This window comes from Formicincola oecophyllae (assembly GCF_006542395.2).
GTDB classification, from domain to species: Bacteria; Pseudomonadota; Alphaproteobacteria; order Acetobacterales; family Acetobacteraceae; genus Formicincola; species Formicincola oecophyllae.
On the sequence record NZ_CP038231.1, the window covers coordinates 403,284 to 422,536 of the forward strand.

At 58.3% G+C, this 19,253-nt stretch carries 15 protein-coding genes; 6 read left to right on the plus strand and 9 right to left on the minus strand.

The features are described 5' to 3' along the window. Window positions 1-19 precede the first annotated feature (19 nt). Window positions 20-835, minus strand: a complete 816-nt coding sequence (locus E3E12_RS01745; protein WP_141442785.1) for a ribonuclease HII — start codon at window positions 833-835, stop codon at window positions 20-22. A 229-nt stretch (window positions 836-1,064) separates the two neighbouring features. On the opposite strand from E3E12_RS01745, the gene E3E12_RS01750 reads away from it, so the two are divergent. Then, complete coding sequence (locus tag E3E12_RS01750) at window positions 1,065-1,802, plus strand: hypothetical protein (RefSeq protein ID WP_141442787.1); 738 nt, start codon at window positions 1,065-1,067, stop codon at window positions 1,800-1,802. Window positions 1,803-1,930: 128 nt separating this feature from the next. Here the strand turns inward: E3E12_RS01750 and E3E12_RS01755 are convergent, their stop codons facing one another. Beyond that, the gene (locus E3E12_RS01755; RefSeq protein ID WP_168194346.1) at window positions 1,931-2,827 is read right to left on the minus strand and encodes a DUF4339 domain-containing protein; all 897 of its coding nucleotides are present in this window, start codon (window positions 2,825-2,827) and stop codon (window positions 1,931-1,933) included. Between the two features lie 196 nt (window positions 2,828-3,023). Continuing rightward, window positions 3,024-3,308: a CsbD family protein gene (locus E3E12_RS08760; RefSeq protein WP_168194347.1), complete on the minus strand. Its 285-nt coding sequence runs from the start codon at window positions 3,306-3,308 to the stop codon at window positions 3,024-3,026. Between the two features lie 269 nt (window positions 3,309-3,577). On the opposite strand from E3E12_RS08760, the gene E3E12_RS01765 reads away from it, so the two are divergent. The 5 genes from E3E12_RS01765 to E3E12_RS01785 all read left to right on the plus strand — a co-directional run bounded on the left by E3E12_RS01765 (window position 3,578) and on the right by E3E12_RS01785 (window position 14,009). Next, entirely contained in the window at window positions 3,578-4,942 is a 1,365-nt protein-coding gene (locus E3E12_RS01765) for an efflux RND transporter periplasmic adaptor subunit (protein WP_141443994.1), read from the plus strand. A 27-nt stretch (window positions 4,943-4,969) separates the two neighbouring features. Further along, complete coding sequence (locus E3E12_RS01770; RefSeq protein ID WP_141442793.1) at window positions 4,970-8,212, plus strand: efflux RND transporter permease subunit; 3,243 nt, start codon at window positions 4,970-4,972, stop codon at window positions 8,210-8,212. After that, entirely contained in the window at window positions 8,209-11,478 is a 3,270-nt protein-coding gene (locus E3E12_RS01775; RefSeq protein WP_141442794.1) for an efflux RND transporter permease subunit, read from the plus strand. The genes E3E12_RS01770 and E3E12_RS01775 overlap by 4 nt, the downstream gene beginning before the upstream one ends. After that, window positions 11,475-13,076: an efflux transporter outer membrane subunit gene (locus tag E3E12_RS01780; protein ID WP_141442795.1), complete on the plus strand. Its 1,602-nt coding sequence runs from the start codon at window positions 11,475-11,477 to the stop codon at window positions 13,074-13,076. The genes E3E12_RS01775 and E3E12_RS01780 overlap by 4 nt, the downstream gene beginning before the upstream one ends. A gap of 198 nt (window positions 13,077-13,274) precedes the next feature. Further along, on the plus strand, window positions 13,275-14,009 hold the full coding sequence (locus E3E12_RS01785; protein ID WP_141442796.1) for an SOS response-associated peptidase: 735 nt from the start codon (window positions 13,275-13,277) through the stop codon (window positions 14,007-14,009). Window positions 14,010-14,348: 339 nt separating this feature from the next. Here E3E12_RS01785 and rplQ read toward each other — a convergent pair whose 3' ends face one another. The 6 genes from rplQ to secY form a co-directional block, all read right to left on the minus strand. Next, window positions 14,349-14,765 (minus strand): 50S ribosomal protein L17, encoded by a 417-nt coding sequence (rplQ, locus tag E3E12_RS01790; RefSeq protein WP_141442797.1) that lies wholly within the window; start codon window positions 14,763-14,765, stop codon window positions 14,349-14,351. Between the two features lie 65 nt (window positions 14,766-14,830). After that, a complete protein-coding gene (locus E3E12_RS01795) occupies window positions 14,831-15,850 on the minus strand; it encodes a DNA-directed RNA polymerase subunit alpha (protein WP_141443995.1) in 1,020 nt (339 codons plus the stop codon). A gap of 154 nt (window positions 15,851-16,004) precedes the next feature. Next, complete coding sequence (rpsK, locus tag E3E12_RS01800) at window positions 16,005-16,397, minus strand: 30S ribosomal protein S11 (RefSeq protein ID WP_141442798.1); 393 nt, start codon at window positions 16,395-16,397, stop codon at window positions 16,005-16,007. A 121-nt stretch (window positions 16,398-16,518) separates the two neighbouring features. Beyond that, window positions 16,519-16,896, minus strand: a complete 378-nt coding sequence (gene rpsM / locus E3E12_RS01805; protein WP_141442799.1) for a 30S ribosomal protein S13 — start codon at window positions 16,894-16,896, stop codon at window positions 16,519-16,521. A 317-nt stretch (window positions 16,897-17,213) separates the two neighbouring features. Beyond that, entirely contained in the window at window positions 17,214-17,807 is a 594-nt protein-coding gene (locus E3E12_RS01810) for an adenylate kinase (protein ID WP_141442800.1), read from the minus strand. Next, a complete protein-coding gene (secY, locus tag E3E12_RS01815) occupies window positions 17,804-19,189 on the minus strand; it encodes a preprotein translocase subunit SecY (RefSeq protein ID WP_141442801.1) in 1,386 nt (461 codons plus the stop codon). Before secY ends, E3E12_RS01810 begins: the two co-directional genes overlap by 4 nt. Window positions 19,190-19,253 lie beyond the last annotated feature (64 nt).

A 19,253-nucleotide genomic window follows, 5' to 3' on the forward strand; every position in this document is an offset into this window, starting at 1 on the left:
GGCTCCAAGGAGGTGGGGATCACAGTGGCTGTACCCCTTTGGCAGGCCTGGAATGCTGGCTAGCAAGGGCAGCACGCACAGGCGCAAAGGTGGGGCGGTGGTGCGCGGTGGCACCCCATTGCGCCAAGGCTGCCAAATGTTCCTTGGTGGGGTAGGCAGCGTTGCGTGCCCACCCATAAGGTGCGCAATGGGGCAGGCGGGCCAACTTGGCCATGGCCCGGTCACGGGTTACCTTGGCCAGGATGGAAGCCGCAGCGATAGTGATGCAGCGCCCATCCCCCCCTTTGAAGGCGGTGACAGGTACCTGTTCGTGGCCTGCAAAGGAGGGTGCCACCAGGCCATCTACTAACAAGGCTCCCAAAATCGGTTCATTCCCCCCAGCCAAGCCACCATGTGCCTGGCGCAGCAAGGCCGCCAAAGCACGCCCCATGGCCTTGTAGCTGGCCTGGGCAATGTTGAGGCTGCCGATTTCAGCCACACTGGCTGCACCCACACCAAACCAAAGCAGCTTTTGCCGCGCGCCCTCCCGCAGCAGGGCGCAGGCGTGTTCACGCTTGGGGGCGCTCATGCGTTTGGAATCATTGACCAGCGCCAGAATCCCTTCCCACAACGCTGCCTTTGCAGGTGGCAGGGCGTGGCCCCGCAACAAAGCGGGCGCCACAGCCACAGCGCCTGCCACCACAGGCCCAGCCAAAGGCCCGCGGCCTGCTTCATCAAGACCAACAATCAGGGCGCCTTCAAGGCTTGTAGCGGCAGCTGCCCGTTCACAAGCTAAATCAGGGCCCGCTTTAGGGGTCTTTTTCTGGTTCCGGTGGGAGGGGGAATTTGTCACCATAACTCTTAAGTGAAGCACCCTTCGCACTGAAAGCAAGCTAAGAACGTGCCACCCCTAACCCATGGGCTGGAAGGGGGCTTGAAATGCCTGTTTGTGCGCCGCGCTCATCAGGCTATGATGTCTTTTGAGACTGGATTGTTTTATAAAGGGAATGTTCTGTCTCCCTCACGCTCATTTTGGAGCCACCTGGCGCCACGGGCGTCAACTGCTTCGCAGCAAGGAAGTCACCATGGAAATCACCCGCAAGCTGGCACGCATGGCAGCCGCCTCCCTCTCCGCCTTTTCTTTGGCGGCTGTTCCGCTGTGCGCCCATGCCCAGGCCACCACGGCCAACATGGCGCCTGGCCTTATGTCCAACCTCACCACCAACCAGCTTAACAATGCTTCCCTGGCAGTGGCTGACGGCGTGACCACCGCCACCCTGAGCGTGGCCCTGTATGCTGTGCGTTCCAACACCCCAGCGCTGGCCAAGAACATCGCTAAGCTGGTGAACAGCACGCAGAACCGCGACAACGTCTCCATGAAGGCGCTGCTGAAAAAGGCCGGCACTGTGCGCTATGACGGCACACGTGACCTGACAGCCTATATCGGCCACCAGATGCCCATCAGCGTTCTGGTTCAGGGCAAGCACCACACCGTCAGCGGCCTGACGCTGTCTTTCACCGCTGTGCCTGGCCTGACCATGAACCCAGCCTGCCCCGCCCCGAACCTGCCTGTCGTGGTGGGTGGCGTCTACATGAAAACGGGCCTGTTCCCAGCTGCTGTGGAAGCCAACAACACCACCATCCCTGATGGCGCGGTGGATAAATTCTCTGGTGTCAGCTTCCCGGATGCCGCCATCTGCGTGCCTGCTGATGGCCAGGGTTCCGCTGTGCTGATCCCGCAGCCTGTGAAGTTCCATAACTTCTACCAGACCATCGTTGCCGTTGTTCAGGACCGTAGCCCTACCGCCAGCCTGGCCAACTGACCTGAAGTTCGAGGGTTAGGTGCTCCCCTTAGCAGGTGCACCAACCACTCTTGTGGACTTCAGTAAGTAAAACCCCCTGCCAGCATCTGGCAGGGGGTTTTTGTTGAACGTTTTAAAACCGCTTATGGTTAAAGCTCAATAAGTTTGTCATCTGGAGCAGTTTCGTGCTGGAGCGCTGGTTTTGAAGGCATTAGCTGTGCTTTTGGCGCCTTTTCAACCTGAGTGTGGTTGAAGGGATTGACCAATAAAGCTGGCCAGTGGCTTTCAGAATGTGGTGCTGGGCCTGAAATGGTCTGCTGCTCTTGCTGGGATTCCCCCTTGGCACCAAGGTTGGGCAGAATGGAGTAGACCCACAGCCAAGCCATCACACCATACACCGCGTAAAACCCAACGCAGCCCCAGAAAAAACCTTGCCCCCGACCACCAAGCGCTTTAGCACGCACCCAGAAATACCCTGGCAAAAACAGAAACCACCACAATGAAGGTGGCCTCACCCCCTGTTGCGCCAGCACCATGCGGTCCTGCTGCACAGCTACAATCCTGATGACAAACAGCAGGAAACCAATGAGCAGCGACACTAAGGACGGCTCATACTGCAACGTGCTGTAAACATGAACCAGATCATGGAGGTTGATCACGGTGACAAGGGCCATCAAGGCCATCAACACCCATGCCCATGTGCTTGGCACATCCCGGACCACTTTACCTGAAAGGGTGTTCAGGGGGGTAGCGTCAGGCTTTTTTAACCCTAGGGTGGACAACCCCTTCACCCCTGGCAGGCTGTTCAAGCCAGATTTGGCAGTGCCTGCGCGCTGTTCAGCGCGCTCTGTCTGGCTTTCTGTAAGGGGGCCTGCGCCAATCAGACCTGCCAAGGCTGCCGGGCGCCACTCATTGCCGAATTCAGGGTGCCAAACCAGTGTTTGCGGCCCAATGCGGCGCAACAAAATAAGCTTGATGAGGTCTGTGCGCGTGACAGGGCCTGCTGGCTGACCGTTCTTTTCATAAAACCATTCAACAGCGCTCAACCACCATCCTCCCCTTAAATGTGCCAGCACTTCAGAGAATCCAGGTGCCTGGATCGCCCATGAAGTGAAACCATGTGAACCATTTATTGTATAATTGTTTTTAAATCATTGTGGGGGCTGTTCCACCCCCATGCAGGCAGGGCTGAAGGCCAACGCCCCCAGCCCTTCAAACTGAGCCTTAATTAAGGCAGCTTAATCAGCCCCGGCGGCGCAGGAGCAAGCGCCCGATGATGAAGCCGATGAACGCTGCAATGCCCAGGGAAACAAAGGGGCGTTCCTGGATGAACGTGGTCGTGGCTTCCATGCGGGTTTCGTCAGGATCGTAAAGATCAGCGAAATCACGCTGAGCGTGGCCAGCGAATTCCTCGAACTGGCCCTTGGCGGCCAAGGTGTGGTCGCCTGTCATTTTGCCCAATTCCTTTTTGGCCGCACCGGCCACTTCCTTGCCCATGCCTTTGGCAGCAGCAACAGTATCGGTCATGTTTTTCATCTCCTGAGTTTCAGCGGCTGTGCCCAAAGGTGGGAAGGGGTGTTCCATTCCTGGTGCACAGTCCATGTTCCAGATATGAGCCCGCCCCAGCCCCACTGCAAGGGGGGAGTTATAAGCACGGCCTAACCACAGCCCGCAAGGGAGGGTCCAACATGGTTCAGCCATGATTTTGCATTATGGATGCCAGTTCTGCATCATGGTCATGACCAAACGGTCACCCTTCACCACCCAAGCAACAGGGCTAAGCTTCTATGACAGGCATGCTGGCGCCAGCCGACACCACCACCCATGGCGCCCCCCAAGGCCCGTCCCCAACCCCGCCTGGACAGAACGCGCCTGATTTGGGCCAAGACTCCCCACCTCCTAGCGCCCTCCATGGCGGCCAGGGCGCCAAATCACATGGCCCTTGGCGGCGCCGCCTGTTGCTAGGGGGGGCTGTGTTGTTGGGCGCCTTGGTGGTGTGGCGCTTGCTTCCCCACAAAACCCACCATCACACCCCAACGCAGCCTGCGCCCGTGGCGGTGGCCACGGCAAGCTGGGTGGACATGCCGGTGATTTACAAGTTGCTTGGCACGGTCGTTCCTGTGGACAATGTCACGGTGACGCCACGCGTCAACGGTTACATCATGGAGGTTTACTACCATGAGGGGCAGCGCGTTCATAAAGGCGACCTGCTGGAGCTGATCGACACCCGCCCCTATGAGGCCACATTGCACCAGGCGGAAGGCCAGCTGGCTGCTGACAAGGCCCAGCTGGTGAAGGCCCAGGTCGATAACCAGCGCTACCAGCGCCTGCTGCGCGAGCACTCCACCTCAGACATGCTGGCGCGTGACCAGGCCTACACCGTCCAGCAGCTCCAAGGGCAGGTAGCGGCTGATGAAGCCAACGTCTACAATGCCAAGCTTAACATCATGTACTGCCACATCACCGCCCCAGCTGACGGGCGCATTGGCATTCGCGTGCTGGACAAGGGCAATTACGTCACCGTTGGGCAGAGCAACGGCGTGGCCATCATCACCCAAATGCAGCCCATGTCGGTGATTTTCACCTTGGCCCAAAATGGCCTGCCTGACGTTTGGCAGGAAATCAGCCACCAAGCCACATTGCCCGTGGAGGCCTGGAGCGCTGATGAAAGCCGCAAAATCGCTGATGGGACCACAAACGCCCTCGACAGCCAGATAGACACGGCGACAGGCACTGTCCGTATGCGCGGCATTTTCCCTAATAAGCCAGAAGTCTTGTTTCCCAATGAGTTCGTCAACGCCCACCTGCGGGTTAAGACGCTGCACCATGTTCTGGCTGTGCCCACTATCGCTGTCCAAGCGGGGCCTGACGGGCCTTTCCTGTGGGTGGTGCAACCTGATGGCCACGTGAAGGCCGTTGACGTCGCCACGGGCTACAGCAATGACAGCCAAACAGTCATCACCAAGGGCATTGACGCTGGCGCGCGCGTGGTGACGGACGGCATCAACCACCTGCGTTCAGGGGCTAAGGTGACCATCGCCCCCACGGCACTTTCCATTGCGCAGAAGCTTGTCGATAAACATGTGCAAAACCAGCCGACCAGCGCCAAGGCCCCAGCGCCCCCTTCCCCCCCGCTCCACCACAAGGGGCATGGGCATTGAAGAACCTGAGAAGGTTGGTTTGACATCATGAGCGGCTTCAACCCTTCCCGCCTGTTCATTGAACGCCCCGTGGCCACCATTTTGTTGATGGTGGCGTTGCTGCTATCTGGTCTTCTGGGCGGGTATTTCCTGCCTGTGGCAGCGCTTCCCAATGTGGAATACCCCACCATTGTGGTTTCCACATTCTACCCAGGCGCCAGCCCGGACGTGATGGGCACCTCCGTCACCGCCCCCCTTGAGACGCAGCTTGGGCAGATGCCGGGGCTGGACGCCATGATGAGCCAGTCTTCAGGGGGCGCTTCCGTCATCACGCTACGCTTTGCCATGAACATGGCCATGGATGTGGCGGAGCAAGAGGTGCAGGCGGCCATCAACAACGCCAATTCCCTGCTGCCAAGCGACCTGCCGACCCCGCCTGTCTACGCCAAGGTCAACCCTGCTGATGCGCCTGTGGTCACGCTGGGGCTAACATCGAAGGTGATGCCGCTGACGGACGTTTCCGATTACGTCAACACGCGCCTGCAGCAGAAGCTTTCTGAAATACCGGGGGTTGGCCTCGTCAGTTTGCAGGGGGGACACCGCAAAGCACTGCGCGTCAAGATCAACGTGCCCAAGCTGACCTCTTACGGCATTGCGCTTGACACCGTGCGCACCATTATCAGCACAGTCAACGTCAACTCCCCCACAGGCACGTTTGACGGGCCCCAATACGCCACCACGCTACGTATGGAGGGGCAGATTACTTCCCCCGACATGCTGGCCAACCAAATCATCGCCTACCAGAATAACGGCCCTGTGCGCCTCAAGGACGTTGGCAGCGTCACCTACGGCCCTGAAAACACGGAACTGGCCGCCTGGGCTAACGGCCAGCCTGGCCTTGTTCTGTCCATTCAGAAGCAGCCTGGCGCCAACGTGATTGACGTGGCCGACAACGTCAAAGCCATGCTGCCGCGCCTGCGCACGGAACTGCCCCCTGGCATTGACATCGTCCCCCTGGCTGACCGCACGGTGACCATCCGCGCTTCTGTGGAAGATGTGGAGATCGACCTCGCCCTGGCGGTTTTCCTGGTGGTAGCCGTCATCTTCCTGTTCCTGCGCAATGTGCCTGCCACCATCATCCCCACGCTTTCCGTGCCCCTTTCGCTGATTGGCACGCTGGGGGTCATGGATTTGCTTGGCTACTCCATGGACAATTTGTCCTTGATGGCGCTGACCATCGCGGCCGGCTTCGTGGTTGATGACGCCATCGTGGTAATTGAGAACATCGCCCGCCTGATTGGCGATGGGATGGAGCCTTTCGCCGCCGCCCTCAAAGGTTCAGCTGAAATCGGCTTCACTATCATCTCCCTGACGGTTTCGCTCATCGCCGTGCTGATCCCCCTGCTTTTCATGAGTGACGTCATGGGCAGGCTGTTCCATGAGTTCGCCATGGTGCTGGCCATCACCATTGTGATTTCGGCCTTGGTTTCCCTCACGCTGGTGCCCATGATGTGCGCGCGCATCCTCAAGCCTGCCCACAGCACCTCCATGCCAGCCAAAGCACCAGGTCTGCGTGCACACCTGAAACGCCTTTGGTGGCGCTTCATGAATGAGGATGGCGCCATCCTGGGCGCCACGTTGGCCTGGTACAAACGTTCCCTTGAAGTCGTTCTGCGCCACCAGCCTCTGACCATGGCCGTGATGCTTTCAAGCATCGCGTTGACGGGTTTCCTGGCTTGGGAGATTCCCAAGGGCTTTTTCCCTACCCAGGACACGGGCCTTGTCCAGGGCATCAGCGTCCTGCCTGAGACCATATCCTTCCAGGGCATGGCCAAACGCCAGGAAGCCATCGGGCGGGCCATCCTCCAGGATCCAGACGTGGCCTCCCTTTCCTCCTTCATTGGGGTTGATGGTCAGAACATGACCATCAACACAGGCCGTTTTCAAATTAGCCTCAAAGACCGCGCCCACCGTACCAGCAGCCTGCCTGCCATCCTGGCGCGCCTGCGCCAATGCGCCAAGGACGTGCCCGGGGCAACACTGCATGTGCAGCCCGTTCAAGACATTTCGCTCAACTCCACTGTTTCAGCTGAGCCCTACCAGCTGGTGGTGGAAAGCCCAGATCAAAAGGCCTTCACCCAATGGGCGCCACGCTTCGTGCAGGCTCTCCAGGCCCAGCCTGCCATTGGGGCTGCGACATCTGACCTGGCGCCTGGGGGGCAGTCCGTCCTGCTCAAGCTCGACCGGCAAACGGCGGCGCGCTACTCCATCACGCCCCAGACGCTGGATAACCTGCTTTATGACGGTTACGGCCAGCGCCAGGTCTCAACCATCTACACCCAGTCCAACCAGTACCGCGTCATTCTGGAAGCCGCTCCCCACCTGCAGCGCTCCCTTGATGACCTCTACCAGCTCTACCTGCCAGGCATTACGGGCAATGCTGGCCAAAGCAGCACGGGGGACGCGCGCCAACCCACATCAGGCTTGGTGCCGCTCACGCAGGTGGCGGCCCTCATCAGGCAACCCAGCGCGCTGATGATTTCGCACTACGCCCAGTTTCCCGCCACGCTGCTCTCCTTCTCCGTGGCGGCGGGGCATTCGCTGGGGGAAGCCATCAAAGCCGTGACGACTGTGCAGAGCAACATCCACCTGCCCCAGAACTTCCATATGTCCTTTCAAGGGACGGCAGCGGCCTTCCAGACCTCGCTGGGCCATGAACTTGCCCTGGTCGTGATCGCCTTGGTGGCTGTCTACCTGGTGCTGGGCATTCTCTATGAGAGCTACGTCCACCCCATCACTATCCTCTCCACCCTGCCGTCAGCAGGCATTGGCGCCCTTCTGGGGCTGGAGGCCTTCGACATGCCCCTCGACGTTATGGGCATCATTGGGATCGTCCTGCTAATTGGCATTGTGAAGAAGAACGCCATCATGATGATCGACTTCGCCCTCCAAGCGGAGCGTGAAGAAGGCATGAGCCCCCTGCAGTCCATCACCCAGGCGGCCTTGCTGCGCTTCAGGCCCATCCTGATGACAACGCTTGCAGCGCTGTTCGGGGCCGTGCCTTTGATGATTGGCAGTGGAGCTGGTTCCGCCCTGCGCAAGCCTTTGGGCGTGGCCATTATCTGCGGGCTGATGTTCAGCCAGGTGCTGACATTATTCACCACCCCTGTGGTCTACCTTTACATGGAACGCTTCCTGCGCGCCGCCCGCAAAGCCCTTGGCCTCAAGCCCACCCCCTCTCACCAGGGCCAGGGGGCCGCTGCCCATCCCACGCCAGGAAAAACGCTTTGAACATCGTCCGTTTCTTTGTTGAACGGCCTATCGGCACCACTCTGATGACGGTGGCGCTGTTCCTGTGCGGCTTGCTGGGCTTCTACGAACTGCCTGTGGCCGACCTGCCTAATGTCGATTTCCCCGTCATCATGGTGCAGGCTACCCAGCCAGGTGGCTCGCCTTCGGAGATCGCCTCCACTGTTGCCGCCCCGCTTGAACGGCATTTGGGCATGATTGCAGGCTTGCGGGAGATCACCTCCACCTCCACCGTCAACCAGACGCGCATCATGCTTCAGTTTGACCTGAACCGTGACATCAACGGTGCCGCGCGTGACGTCCAGGCTGCCATCATGGCCTCCCGCCAGGATTTGCCCACAAGCCTCAAAACCAATCCCACTTACCACAAGGCCAATTCGAACGGCCCCCCCGTCCAAATCCTGACGCTGACCTCCAAACGCCGCACGCCACCGTTCCTCTACGACCTGGCTTCTAACATCGTCATGCCAGACCTTGCTTCGGTTGAAGGTGTTGGCATGGTGGACCTCCACGGCAGCTCCCTGCCTGCTGTGCGCGTGGAGATGAACCCGCTGCGCCTGTTCAGCTACGGCATCGGGTTTGAGGACGTCCGCGCAGCGCTTGCCTCCACCAATGCCCACACCCCTAAAGGCTTCATCGACCAGGGGTTGGAACGCTTCATCCTGGAAACCAACGACCAGGCTCTGACGCCGCTTGACTACCGCGACATCGTCATCGCCTACCGCCAGAACAGGCCTGTGCGCCTCAGCGAGGTAGCCAAGGTCGTCAACGGGCCGGAGGACCTGCGCCAGGCAGGCTACGTCAATGGTGACCCTGACATCATCTGCATCGTGTTCTCACAAGCTGGCGCCAACCTCATCGCCACCACAGACCGCCTGCGCGAACGCCTTCCCCAGCTGCGCCAAGATCTGCCGCCAGACGTCAACATGAACGTTGTGCTGGACATGTCGCGCTCTGTCCGCGCCGCCCTGACGGACACGGAGTTCACCCTCATCCTGGCCATTGTGCTGGTGGTGCTGGTGGTGCTGCTGTTCCTGCACAACCTCACCACCGTCATTGTGCCGGCCATTGTGGTGCCCGTCTCCATCGTCTCTGCCTTCGGCGCGATGGACGTCCTGGGCTACCAGCTCGACACCCTTTCACTCATGGCGCTGACCATCGCAACGGGTTTTGTGGTGGATGATGCCATCGTTGTGCTGGAGAACATCACCCGCTTTCTGGAGAACGGCCACCCCCCTCAGCAGGCAGCCATCGAGGGGGCAGGGGAAGTCGCCTTCACCGTCTGCTCCATCACGCTGTCGCTCATCGTGGTGTTCCTGCCCATTTTGCTGATGGACGGCATTGCAGGGCAGTTCTTCCATGAATTCGCCATGACGCTGGTTATTTCGCTCTGCGTCTCCATGCTGCTGTCGCTTACCCTCACCCCCATGCTGTGCGCCACATTCCTGCGCCCCATGCCAAAACCTGGGGAAGGGCCAACGCCAAGCGCGCTGCGGCGCTGGTGGGACAGGGCGGGGGCCCGGATGGCCCTTTGGCAAGACAGGCTCACCCATGCCTATAGCCGCTCCCTGGCAGCCGCTCTGCGCCACAAGGGCTGGCTGGTCGCCACCTTACCAGCCACGCTTGTCCTGGCGGGTTTCCTGTTCATGATCGTGCCTAAGGAGCTATTCCCCCAGGAGGACAACGGCATGGTCATGGGGCGGCTGGTGGCTGATGAGACAGTCTCTTTCCATGCGCTGCAGGTCATGGCGCGCGCAGCCGAAATCCGCATTAAGCAGAACCCCAATGTGGTCAGCGTCATCGGTGGTCTTGGGGGGCGTTCATCCAACGCCGTTAATCTGTTCGTCACATTGGTGCCACTGGAAAAGCGCACTGAATCATTGGCGCGCATCATCGACCACCTCAACGCCATGTTCCAAGGCCAAGCGGGACTAAGCCTGCGCTTGCACGTTCCCTCCATGATTGGCGGCGGCGCACGCTCCACGGACGGCGCCGTGCAATACGCCCTGCAGGGCCCTAACGCGGAGGAACTCTATGAATGGACGCCGCGCCTGGTGAAGGCGCTCTCGAAACTGCCAGGGCTGCGCGACGTCAACTCAGACCTGGAGCAGGACGGGCGCGGCATCACCCTCAACATCAATCGTGACCTTGAGGCACGCTATCAAATCACCCCCCAGCTCATCAGCAACGTCCTCAACGACGCTTTCAGCCAGCGCACGGCTTCTGTCATTTACCGTCCCCTCAACCAATACCGCGTCATCATGGAGGCCTCCCCCCGCTATTGGCAGAACGCCTCCTTCCTCAAAGAGGTGTGGGTCAGCGCTTCAGGCGGCACTTCAGCAGGCGCCACCGCCTCCAACAACATCCGCGTGCGTAAAGCGGACAGCTCCTCGTCAGTCATCAACCAAAGCACCCTTTCCTACCTCAACAGCCAAGCCAACGCCCTGGCTGGCGGCAAGACCTCCTCCAATGGTGCAGCTGTGACCACCGCGCGTGAAACCATGGTGCCGCTTATGCAGACAGGCCCCCTTGTCCTTCAAAACACCCCCCTGGCGGTGAACCACCAAGGGCAGTCCGTGGCTGTAACGTTGTCCTTCAACCTGGCCCCTGGCACCGCCATGAGCCAGGCCGTGGCAGCGGTTGACACATGCATGGCCACCATCGGCATGCCTCACGACATCCAGGGAGCCTGGGCTGGATCAGCGGCCCAGCTTCAGCAAACGGCCTCGCGGGAACCTTTGCTTATCTTGGCAGCCGTTGTGGCTGTCTACATTGTGCTGGGCATTCTCTATGAAAGCTTCCTGCAGCCACTGACCATCCTCTCCACCCTGCCATCGGCTGGGGTGGGGGCCTTGCTGGCTGTTTTCCTCTGTGGGCAGGCCTTTTCCCTGCTGACCCTGATTGGCATTATCCTGCTGATTGGCATCGTGAAGAAAAACGCCATCATGTTGATCGACTTCGCCATCCTGGCGCGCCGCGGTGGCGCCAGCCCTTACGCTGCCATCACGCAGGCAAGCCATCTGCGCTTCAGACCCATCATCATGACGACAGCCGCAGCGGCCCTCGGGGCGGTGCCCCTGCTTCTTTCCAGTGGCTATGGCGCTGAGATGCGCCGCCCCCTTGGTCTGGCCATTCTAGGGGGGCTTGGGTTGAGCCAGCTTTTGACCTTGTACACTACCCCTGCCGTTTATCTCTGCCTCTGCCGTTTTGAAGGCCGCAACCCAACCCCCCAAGGAGCCACGCCATGAGTAAAGTGACCGCTTCCCAAAGCGCCGCCATTCTTGCCATTGCAGGTCTGATTGGGTTGGCTGGTTGCATGGTTGGGCCAAGCTACCACCCTCCCAAACCCATCATTTCTGCCCGCTTTGGCGAATCACCCTTCAAAGCTGGCAAAATGCCCCCAGGCTGGGTGAAGGCAGCACCCGACATGGCCCAATTCCCCAAAGGGGACTGGTGGACGATTTTCCGTGACCCCCAACTCAACCAGTTGGAGGGAATGGTGGCCACCTCCAACCAAAGCTTGAAGGAATACGAAGCTCAGTACCGCAAGGCCGCCGCCATGATTGATTCCGTGGCAGCCCAGCTCTACCCCACTTTGAACGGCAAGTTCAGCTTTGGCCGCACCATGCACGGCACAGGTTCAACCAACAGCGCCACAGGTGGTTCAACCGGCTATTACGGTGCTGGCGGCAATCACAACCCCCCGCCCCATAATTCCTGGACAACCATGCCAACAGCCAGCTGGACAGTGGACGTGTGGGGCACAGTGCGGCGGCAGATCCAGGAACAGATACGCAGCACCCAGGCTGACGCCGCGTTGGTCGCCAACATGAAGCTTTCCTATGAGCTTCAGCTGGCGGAGGACTACTTTTCCATGCGCTACCAGGACAGCTTGATTGACCTCTACGGGCGCAATGTGAAGCTCTATGCAGAAAATCTGCACATCCTTGAAAACCAAATGAAGGCAGGCGTCACAGACCCTGCAAGCGTGCTTCAGGCGCAGTACCAGTACCAGTCCACCCAGGCCAGCTACGCCAATGCCCATGTGGCGCGCGCCCAGTATGAACACGCTATCGCCGTTCTGGTGGGCAAGCCGCCAGCCTGGCTTCACCTCCCCCATGACCCATTGCCCAACACATTGCCGCCACCCCCTGTGGCCCTTCCCTCTACTTTGTTGGAGCGCCGCCCTGACATCGCCCAGGCTGAACGCAACATGGCCTCCATGAATGCAGAGATCGGTTATGAAATTGGCGCCTTCTACCCGCAAATCACCCTGACGGCCAATTATGGCTATGCTGGCAATCCCCTGATGTCACTTTTCGACATCGGCATGTTGACTTGGAGCCTGGGTGCTGGCGCAACGGAGACCATTTTCGAGGGCGGTTCACGCGCTGCCGCCGTCAGAAGCGCCGTGGCCGATTATGATGATGCCGTGGCCAATTACCGCCAAACCGTTTTGAGCGCCCTTCAGGATACAGAAGACCAGCTCTCCAACCTGCGTTACCTGGGGGAGCAGAAAGAGAAGGTGAATGACGCCCTCACCACAGCCAACCAGGCGGTGCGGGTGGCCATGAATGAATACATGGCGGGCACCCAAATCTACACCACGGTTATCAGTGCGCAGCAGGCTGCGCTTTCCTACGCGCAGAATGCCCTTGGGGTACAGAATCAACGTTACCAGGCGGAGCTCAAGCTCATCACTGACCTGGGTGGCGGATGGTCGCGCAAGGACCTTCCCAGCACAGGGGCGCTTTTGCCTGACAACCCCTTGGTGCCAGCCCCCATCCTGCCCAACACCAATGGCGTGTTGAATCCTGATGGCAAACCTGCCCACATAGAGCCTTGAGGCATCAAAACGTTTCCCCAGGACTGTGGTCAGGCCTCTCTCCAATCCTGTCGCCCTATAATCAACCCCATTCCAAGTTGCTGGTGGCGCAAAGTTTTATAAGGCAGGCACGCACAGTGATTCTAAGGGGAATAATCCCTAGGGCGTTGCCTCATCCATCATGACGCTCAGAGCGTGGGAAAATGGTATAATGCCCTTATGTGCAATGACTATCGTTTAACGGCCTCCATTGACGACATTGAACAGGCTTTTGAGGAAGCTGGCATTCAATTGAGAACCAATGCCACCAACCTTCAACCTCGCAACAATATCCGCATCGGTGAAAACGCCCCTGTGGTTCTGCCACTGGCCCAACCTAACCAGGCCATCCTCACCCCCATGCGGTGGGGATGGCGAAGCAGCACAGGGCGCACTGTTTTCAACGTACGTTCTGAAGGCTTTCCCCAACAACCCAAACCAACGTTCCTGGGGGCTTCTCAAGGGCGTTGCCTCATCCCAGCCAATGGCTTCTACGAATTCACCGCCCCTTCTGGAGAGTCAGCCAAAACACCCAAGGTAAAAAACAAATGGCTCTTCACATTGTCAGCGCGCGCTTTGGAGCTCTTGCACAAACGCTATGGAGGTGATGACGGAGGTGTGTTCTGCATTGCAGGTGCATGGCGTGCGGTCAAAAAGGATCAATTAGCGGGGCGTTTAGAAACATTGCCTGCCCTCGACCAAACACATCTCTCAGCCACAGGGGTAGTGAAGGCCTTTTCGATGGTCACTGTGGAACCTGGTCCCGATGTAAAACCTTATCACAAGCGCCAAATCGCCCTGGTGGGACGGGGGCAATGGCAAAATTGGCTGAACGGTAACTTGGCGCCTCAACAGCTGCGACCTTTACCAGCTGGCACACTTGATGTTACGCCCGTGCAAAATGCCAACGCTTAAAAACTCAAAAACCACCTCTGCTTAAGGCAAAGGTGGCTTTCACACAAACTTTTGAAATGTGAAGTCAGTTTTTGTGGCAGCATTTGCAGCGACCCAGCAACAGGCCACCTGCAAACGCAACAATCGCCCACAACCACGGACGGGAAATGATCATTTCACGCGCAACTTGTTTGATCGGACACTGGCAGCTCATGGGAGAACCTTTCTATGTGAGTAGGTGTGATGACCTATGAATAGACTATGGCATAGTCATAGCAGACGCAAATAAAGAGAAGGAGGTTCCTTTTCAGGAACCTCCCTCCTCAACCGGTCACCCAGGCTTAAAGTCCAGAAAGCGCCTCAGGCTGCTTTGGCTTCTTCCTTTTGGGGAGCGCCACTGTTCTTGCCCTTGGCGGTCACATCACGCTCCACCAGTTCAATCACAGCCATATCAGCGTTATCACCATAACGCATACCTGCTTTCAACACACGGGTGTAACCACCGTTACGCTTGGCATAGCGTGGGCCCAGCACGGAGAAGAGCTTCTCAACAGCCCCTTTGTCCTGCAAGCGCGCAACTGCCAGGCGGCGTGAATGCAGGTCACCCTGCTTGCCCAAGGTAATGAGCTTCTCCGCCACGCGGCGCAGTTCTTTGGCCTTTGGAAGCGTTGTGGTGATCTGCTCATGTTTCATGAGGGCAGTGGCCATGTTGCGGAACATGGCTTTGCGGTGGGAGGAAGTGACGTTGAGTTTACGTCCGCTCAGTCCGTGACGCATGTGATGATCCCCTGGTGGTGCTTGGTGGCCCTATATACAGGGCTACCTTGATTTAAAGGAATGTCTCAGAAATTCTCATCGAGACGACGTGTGAGGTCCTCAATGCTCTCAGGCGGCCACTCTGGCACATTCATGCCCAGGGAAAGACCCATACCTGTCAGCACTTCTTTGATCTCGTTCAACGACTTGCGACCGAAGTTCGGTGTGCGCAGCATTTCCTGCTCAGTCTTCTGAACCAAGTCGCCAATGTAGACAATGTTGTCGTTTTTCAAGCAGTTAGCGCTACGGACGGAAAGCTCAAGCTCATCCACCTTGCGCAGCAAATGACGGCTGAAGGGCAGGTCGTCCTGCGGCTCCTCATGCTGCACCTGGCGTGGCTCATCAAAGTTGATGAACAGCTGCAGCTGGTCTTGAAGAATACGCGCGGCCACAGCCACAGCATCCTCTGGGGCGATGACCCCATTGGTCTCCACATTGAGGAGGAGCTTGTCGTAGTTGGTCACCTGTCCAACACGCGTTGGCTCCACCTTGTAGGAAACGCGCTTGACGGGAGAGTAGATCGCATCCACTGGAATCAAGCCAATGGGCGCCTCTTCTGGGCGGTTCTCAGCGGCAGGCACATAGCCCTTGCCAGCGTCAACGATGAATTCCATGTTGAATTTGACGTCATCATCCAAAGTGCAGATGACAAGGTCAGGATTCATGATCTCGATGTCAGGGCCAGTTTGAATCTGAGAAGCTTTCACTTCCCCAGGCCCAGTAGCGCTGAGGGACATGCGCTTGGGGCCTTCGCCATGCATGCGCAAAGCCAGTTGCTTAACGTTGAGGACAATGTCAGTCACATCCTCACGCACACCTGAAACAGCCTGGAACTCGTGAAGAACGCCATCAATCTGAATGGCGGTAACAGCTGCCCCTTGTAATGATGACAGCAAAACACGGCGCAGGGCATTGCCCAGGGTCAGACCAAAACCACGCTCAAGGGGTTCTGCCACAACCGTTGCTTTCTGGGCAGGGTTGGAGCCAGGTTCAACCGCAAGCTTCTCGGGCCTAATGAGGGACTGCCAGTTTTTCTGGAGAGCCAAGGTCATAGCCTTTCAAACTACGAAACCCACCGTGAAACGGGGGTGCCCGGCCCACCAGGTGTGGCGGGCCGGATTTCGGTGACGGCAGAGAAAACAGGAAACTTACAGGAGTGCATCCGCTGCCGTGATGCTCGCCTGCGAACGGGCAGACGCCTCAGACGCGGCGGCGTTTACGCGGACGGCAACCATTGTGGGGGACTGGGGTCACGTCACGGATGGACGTGATGGTAAAACCCACAGCCTGAAGAGCGCGCAGCGCGCTCTCACGCCCTGAACCGGGCCCGGAAACCTCAATCTCAAGGGTTTCCATGCCGTGCTCACGGGCCTTACGGCCAGCATCCTCAGCGGCCACCTGGGCAGCATAAGGGGTGGACTTGCGTGACCCCTTGAAGCCCTGCGCGCCGGAGGAAGACCATGAAATGGCATTTCCCTGTGCATCGGAAATAGTGATCATGGTGTTGTTAAAGGTGGAAAGGACGTGTGCAACGCCCGAAATGATGTTTTTGCGTTCCTTCCGGCGGACGCGGGGTGTGGCTGCCTTGGCCATGGTAATATGTCGTTCCCTGATTCGCTGTGAAGCCGGCTTCTGTTAAACCGGCGAACATTTCCTGCACCAAAAAGGCAAATCTGGCCAGGGCTGCCAAAGCAACCCATGCCAGACTGCGGTTTTAGCGGGTGGCTTTCTTCTTGCCGGCAATCGCCACGGCCTTACCCTTGCGGGTACGGGCGTTAGTGTGGGTGCGCTGGCCATGAACGGGCAAGCCACGACGGTGGCGCAGGCCACGGTAGCAGCCCAGATCCATCAAGCGCTTGATGTTCATAGCCGTCTCACGGCGCAGGTCACCTTCAACGTTGTAGTCAGCGTCAATGCGTTCGCGAATGGCGCTCACCTGCGCGTCAGAAAGCTCGTTGACGCGGGTGGGGGCTGGAATTTCAAGCGCTTCGCAAATGGCTTCCGCGCTTGCAGGGCCAATGCCATAGACATAAGTGAGGCCCACGACCACGCGTTTGTTGGTCGGAATGTTTACGCCGGCAATACGTGCCACGTTGTCTCTCCCATGGACGCAACCAGTTATACGGGCGCGCCTCTTCCTGTTTTATAGTCCGAAAATCACCAGAAAACCGGCAATTTCCTTGCGCCCATGAAGGACGCTTGCCACCCAGCCATTGCCAGGTGACCTGTTCCCTGCCGCCACAATGGATGGCTTCTCCGTGGAGAGGCCAGATATACCGCAGCGGCTCATAAGTCAAACCGAACGGGCCATTTTTTGGTGAAGAACGTTAATGCAATACCATCATGGCTTAGCTTAACATGTTTTTTCACCAAAGCTCCAGGGGAACCTTGCCGTTCTTGCCTGCCTGCTCAAGCGTGGGGCTTTTGCAGCCCTGGCTGGTTCAGAATAGCAGCGATATGGCTTGCCACCACATCAACGGGCTTCATGCCATCCACTCGCTTCAAGCGCCCTTCCTTTTCGTAATAAGGCAGGATGGGGGCTGTCTGCTTCTTGTAGGTGGCCAAACGCTTTTTGACCACCTCAGGCTCATCGTCAGCGCGCCGCGACCCATCCTCACCACGCCGACTGCCCAAACGCTTGATCAAGGCCTCCTCATCGACATCAAGCAATATAACTGCACTGATGCTCAAGCCACGATCAGCCAGCATCGTGTCAAGTTCAGCCGCCTGCGCTTCTGTGCGTGGGAAACCATCCAGAATGAAGCCTTTTTTGCAGTCTGGCTCCCCAATGCGCTTGGCGATAAGGGCAATCATGATGTGGTCAGGGACGTAATGCCCCCCTTCCATAAGGGCCTTGACCTCCCGCCCTAACGGAGAATCCATTTTAACTTCGGCCCGAAGCATGTCCCCTGTAGAGATCTGCTTCAAGCCCCTTTCCTGCTCCAGCAGCTTGGCTTGGGTTCCCTTGCCGGCGCCCGGTGGCCCCAAAAGAATGATGTTCATGGTTTTCCCCCTGTGATTCGGCGCCGTGTGGCGGTGGTGCGCGCCCGCCCGCCCCTGCCACGCTGGCGGTTGATCAACCCCTGGTACTGGTGGCCCACCAGATGGGATTTAATTTGCGTCACTGTGTCAATCGTCACTGACACGATGATGATTAGGCTGGTCCCACCAAAATAGAACGGCACATGGTAACGGTTGATCAGGAATTGTGGCAGCAAGCATACCGCCACCATGTAAAGCGCGCTGATGCCCGTCAGGCGCGACAGAATGCGGTCAAGATAATGGGCTGTGGCGCTGCCTGGGCGCACGCCTGGAATGAATCCGCCCTGCTTGCGCAAATTCTCAGCTGTTTCATCCGGATTGAAGGTAACGGCCGCATAGAAGTACGAGAAAAACACAATCATGACGGCATAAAGGATCATGTATAGCGGCTGGCCTTGGGACAACCACTGGCCCACCTTGCCCATGACGCCTGTCGTGCTGTGCGTGAACCCCGACAGCGTGGCCGGGATCAACAACACAGATGAAGCGAAAATGGGCGGAATGACGCCCGCTGTGTTGACTTTGAGGGGCAGATGCGTGGTGTCGCCCCCATAAACCCGCGTTCCCACCATGCGTTTGGGGTATTGGATGGTCACGCGGCGCTGGGCCAGCTCCATAAATACAATAAAGCCCACCACGCCAAGCGCCCCGGCCAAGAACAGCATGACAAACAAGGGCGAAAGCGCCCCTGTGCGCGACAACTCGAAAAGGGTCGCCATGGCTGAGGGCAGGTTGGCCACAATCCCCGCGAAGATGATCAGTGAGATTCCGTTGCCAATACCACGGCTAGTGATCTGCTCGCCAATCCACATCAGGAACATGGTGCCTGTCACCAAAACGGTGATGTATGAAACCAAGAACATGGGACCTGGATCAATCACGGCGCTCAGGCCAGCAGCCGTACGCAAATGCCCAAGTCCCATAGCGAACCCATAGGCCTGCACTACCGCAATGGCGACGGTTAGGTACCTTGTGTACTGGTTGAGCTTCTGCCGGCCACTCTCACCATCCTTCTTCAAGGCCTCCAGGGCTGGCAAAGCAGTGGAAAGCAGTTGAACGATGATGGAAGCGCTGATGTACGGCATGATGTTCAGGGCAAACACCGTCATGCGCCCTAAGGCACCACCTGTGAACATGTTGAACATGCCCAAGATGCCACCTTGGTTTTGGGACACAATCTGTCCCAGAACCGCTGAATCAATGCCAGGCACGGGAATGTAGGTGCCTAAACGGTAAACGACCAAGGCAGCGAGGGTGAACCATATCCGCTTCTGAAGTTCAGTCGCTTTGGCAAACGCCTTGAAGTTCAGGCTGTCAGAGATTTTTTGAACAGCTGTGGTCATTCATTCCCCGTCCTTTCACGCAAACAGCGTCACCGCACCGGGTGCGGAGACGCTGTCTGTAACT

Bases quoted from the DNA above. Each gene is read 5' to 3' on its own strand.
- E3E12_RS01745 (WP_141442785.1), bottom strand. From the start codon at position 835: ATGGTGACAAATTCCCCCTCCCACCGGAACCAGAAAAAGACCCCTAAA.
- E3E12_RS01750 (WP_141442787.1), top strand. From the start codon at position 1,065: ATGGAAATCACCCGCAAGCTGGCACGCATGGCAGCCGCCTCCCTCTCC.
- E3E12_RS08760 (WP_168194347.1), bottom strand. From the start codon at position 3,308: ATGACCGATACTGTTGCTGCTGCCAAAGGCATGGGCAAGGAAGTGGCC.
- E3E12_RS01765 (WP_141443994.1), top strand. From the start codon at position 3,578: ATGCTGGCGCCAGCCGACACCACCACCCATGGCGCCCCCCAAGGCCCG.
- E3E12_RS01770 (WP_141442793.1), top strand. From the start codon at position 4,970: ATGAGCGGCTTCAACCCTTCCCGCCTGTTCATTGAACGCCCCGTGGCC.
- E3E12_RS01780 (WP_141442795.1), top strand. From the start codon at position 11,475: ATGAGTAAAGTGACCGCTTCCCAAAGCGCCGCCATTCTTGCCATTGCA.
- E3E12_RS01785 (WP_141442796.1), top strand. From the start codon at position 13,275: ATGTGCAATGACTATCGTTTAACGGCCTCCATTGACGACATTGAACAG.
- rplQ (WP_141442797.1), bottom strand. From the start codon at position 14,765: ATGCGTCACGGACTGAGCGGACGTAAACTCAACGTCACTTCCTCCCAC.
- rpsK (WP_141442798.1), bottom strand. From the start codon at position 16,397: ATGGCCAAGGCAGCCACACCCCGCGTCCGCCGGAAGGAACGCAAAAAC.
- E3E12_RS01810 (WP_141442800.1), bottom strand. From the start codon at position 17,807: ATGAACATCATTCTTTTGGGGCCACCGGGCGCCGGCAAGGGAACCCAA.
- secY (WP_141442801.1), bottom strand. From the start codon at position 19,189: ATGACCACAGCTGTTCAAAAAATCTCTGACAGCCTGAACTTCAAGGCG.